Below are 3,490 nucleotides of genomic sequence, written 5' to 3'. Positions count from 1 at the left end.
GCTGGTGTGTAGTGTGATTTTCTTTGAGTCAAAAAATCTTAGTGTGATATTTTCGCGCACACTGATACCAACCTCTAGGGGTGGGTGTGAGTGTGTAAGAGCGCATGGTGGATGCCTTGGCATCAGGAGCCGATGAAGGACGTGGAAATCTGCGATAAGCCTCGGGGAGCCGATAAACGGGCTGTGATCCGAGGATGTCCGAATGGGGGAACCCCGCCGCATGCGAGTGCGGTGACCCGCACCTGAATATATAGGGTGTGTGGAGGGAACGCGGGGAAGTGAAACATCTCAGTACCCGTAGGAAGAGAAAATAAGAATGATTCCGGGAGTAGTGGCGAGCGAAACTGGATGAGCCTAAACCGTGTGCGTGTCAAGCGTGCTGGTGTTGCGTACATGGTGTTGTGGGGTGTGTGTGTTCGGTTCAGCATGACCGAGACGCTGATGAGTGCTTACGTGTAGTCGAAGCTGGTGGGAAACAGTACCGGAGTGGGTGAGAGTCCCGTAGACGAAACGCGTGGCCCCAGTGTGACACGTGTCCCCGAGTAGCACGGAACTCGTGGAATTCCGTGTGAATCTGCCAGGACCACCTGGTAAGGCTAAATACTTCCTGATGACCGATAGCGGATCAGTACCGTGAGGGAATGGTGAAAAGTACCCCGGGAGGGGAGTGAAAGAGTACCTGAAACCATGTGCTTACAATCCGTCAGAGCACCCGTGTTGGTGTGATGGCGTGCCTTTTGAAGAATGAGCCTGCGAGTTAGCGGTGCGTGGCGAGGTTAACCCGTGTGGGGTAGCCGTAGCGAAAGCGAGTCCGAATAGGGCGGTCCAGTCGCGTGTCCTAGACCCGAAGCGGAGTGATCTAGCCATGGGCAGGGTGAAGCAGCAGTAAGATGTTGTGGAGGCCCGCACCCACTTCAGTTGAAAATGGAGGGGATGACCTGTGGTTAGGGGTGAAAGGCCAATCAAACTCTGTGATAGCTGGTTCTCCCCGAAATGCATTTAGGTGCAGCGTTGCGTGGTTCTTGCCGGAGGTAGAGCTACTGGATGGCTGATGGGCCCCACCGGGTTACTGACGTCAACTAAACTCCGAATGCCGGTAAGGTTCAGCGTGGCAGTGAGACAGTGGGGGATAAGCTTCATTGTCGAGAGGGAAACAGCCCAGACCATCAACTAAGGCCCCTAAGCGTGTGCTGAGTGGGAAAGGATGTTCAGTTGCGAAGACAACCAGGAGGTTGGCTTAGAAGCAGCCACCCTTGAAAGAGTGCGTAATAGCTCACTGGTCAAGTGATTGAGCGCCGATAATGTAGCGGGGCTAAGTACACCGCCGAAGTTGTGGCAGCATCACGATACTGTAATGGTGTGGTGTTGGGTAGGGGAGCGTCGTGTCGCCAGTGAAGTCGCCGTGTGAACGAGTGGTGGAGGCGTCACGAGTGAGAATGCAGGCATGAGTAGCGAAAGACGGGTGAGAAACCCGTCCACCGGATGACCAAGGGTTCCAGGGCTAGGCTAATCCGCCCTGGGTAAGTCGGGACCTAAGGCGAGGCCGACAGGCGTAGTCGATGGACAACCAGTTGATATTCTGGTACCGACACACAACCGACAATACCAAAACACATGAGACTAACTCCCCGGTCCACCCGTGGCGTCTTCGGATGTCTGGTTGGTGGGTTGGTGAGGACCTGAGTGTGGAGTCGGTAAGCGTGAGGTGTGACGCAGAAAGGTAGCCAGGCCACGCGATGGTAGTCGTGGTCTAAGGTCGTAGCATGTGGGGGTAGGCAAATCCGTCCCCACGAGTGTGTGAGAGCTGATGGGCGCCCCACAGTGGTGGGGTGATCTGGTGATCCTCTGCTGCCGAGAAAAGCATCGACGTGAGGGTGTGTGTTGCCCGTACCCTATAACCGACACAGGTGGTCAGGTAGAGAATACTAAGGTGATCGAGAGAATCGTGGTTAAGGAACTCGGCAAAATGCCCCCGTAACTTCGGGAGAAGGGGGGCCATCCTGGTGAACAGCCCTTGCGGTTGGGAGCTGGTGGTGGTCGCAGAGGCCAGAGAGAAGCGACTGTTTATTAAAAACACAGGTCCGTGCGAAGATGTAAGTCGATGTATACGGACTGACGCCTGCCCGGTGCTGGAAGGTTAAGAGGACCCGTTAACCCTTTGGGGTGAAGCGGAGAATTTAAGCCCCAGTAAACGGCGGTGGTAACTATAACCATCCTAAGGTAGCGAAATTCCTTGTCGGGTAAGTTCCGACCTGCACGAATGGCGTAACGACTTCTCTGCTGTCTCAACCACGAACTCGGCGAAATTGCATTACGAGTAAAGATGCTCGTTACGCGCAGCAGGACGGAAAGACCCCGAGACCTTCACTATAGTTTGGTATTGGGCTTCGGTGTGGTTTGTGTAGGATAGGTGGGAGATGTTGAAGCCTGGTCGCCAGATCGGGTGGAGTCGGCAAGTGAAATACCACTCTGACCATTCTGGATTCCTTAACTTCGGACCCTGATCGGGTTCAGGGACAGTGCCTGATGGGTAGTTTAACTGGGGCGGTTGCCTCCTAAAGAGTAACGGAGGCGCCCAAAGGTTCCCTCAGCCTGGTTGGCAATCAGGTGTCGAGTGTAAGTGCACAAGGGAGCTTGACTGTGAGACGGACGTGTCGAGCAGGAGCGAAAGCTGGGACTAGTGACCCGGCCATGGCTTGTGGAAGCGTGGTCGCTCAACGGATAAAAGGTACCTCGGGGATAACAGGCTGATCTTGCCCAAGAGTCCATATCGACGGCATGGTTTGGCACCTCGATGTCGGCTCGTCGCATCCTGGGGCTGGAGTCGGTCCCAAGGGTTGGGCTGTTCGCCCATTAAAGCGGTACGCGAGCTGGGTTTAGAACGTCGTGAGACAGTTCGGTCCCTATCCGCTGCGTGCGTAGGAAATTTGTGGAGGGCTGTCCTTAGTACGAGAGGACCGGGACGGACGAACCTCTGGTGTGCCAGTTGTACCGCCAGGTGCATGGCTGGTTGGCTACGTTCGGGAAGGATAACCGCTGAAAGCATCTAAGCGGGAAGCCTGCTCCGAGATGAGATTTCCATCCCTATTGGGGGGAGGTGCCCAGGAGAACACTGGGTTGATAGGCCGGGTATGGAAGCACTGTGAGGTGTGGAGTTGACTGGTACTAATACGCCGATCACTCACACAACCCAAGAGGGTTGGTGTGTGCGTGAAAAGCATTAACGATTTTTTGACGAGATGACACGATGGTGCTCGCGTTCGCTGTACGGTTCTTGGACCACTACCACACACATTCGTGTGTGGTGGTTGTCTGATGGTTTTGCGGTGGTGATAGTGGTGGGGAAACGCCCGGTTAACCGTTCCGATCCCGGTAGCTAAGCCCATGTCATGCTGATGGTACTGCAACTTGGTGGTTGTGGGAGAGTAAGTGACTGCCGCAATAATTGTTGGTGGGGGCACTCCTTTTCGAAGGGGTGCCCCCACTTTTT

General features: G+C 55.0%; 2 rRNA genes. Both read left to right on the top strand.

Annotated features, from left to right (window positions below):
• The first annotated feature begins 84 nt into the window (after positions 1–84).
• Positions 85–3,189, top strand: a 23S ribosomal RNA gene (locus BC102111_RS17430).
• Between the two features lie 133 nt (positions 3,190–3,322).
• Positions 3,323–3,442 (top strand): 5S ribosomal RNA (rrf, locus tag BC102111_RS17425).
• Positions 3,443–3,490 lie beyond the last annotated feature (48 nt).

The sequence above is a fragment of the Brevibacterium casei CIP 102111 genome (genome assembly GCF_900169275.1).
GTDB classification, from domain to species: Bacteria; Actinomycetota; Actinomycetes; order Actinomycetales; family Brevibacteriaceae; genus Brevibacterium; species Brevibacterium casei.
Note: the sequence above shows the minus strand (reverse complement) of the source record. Positions and strands in the feature narration are given on the sequence as shown.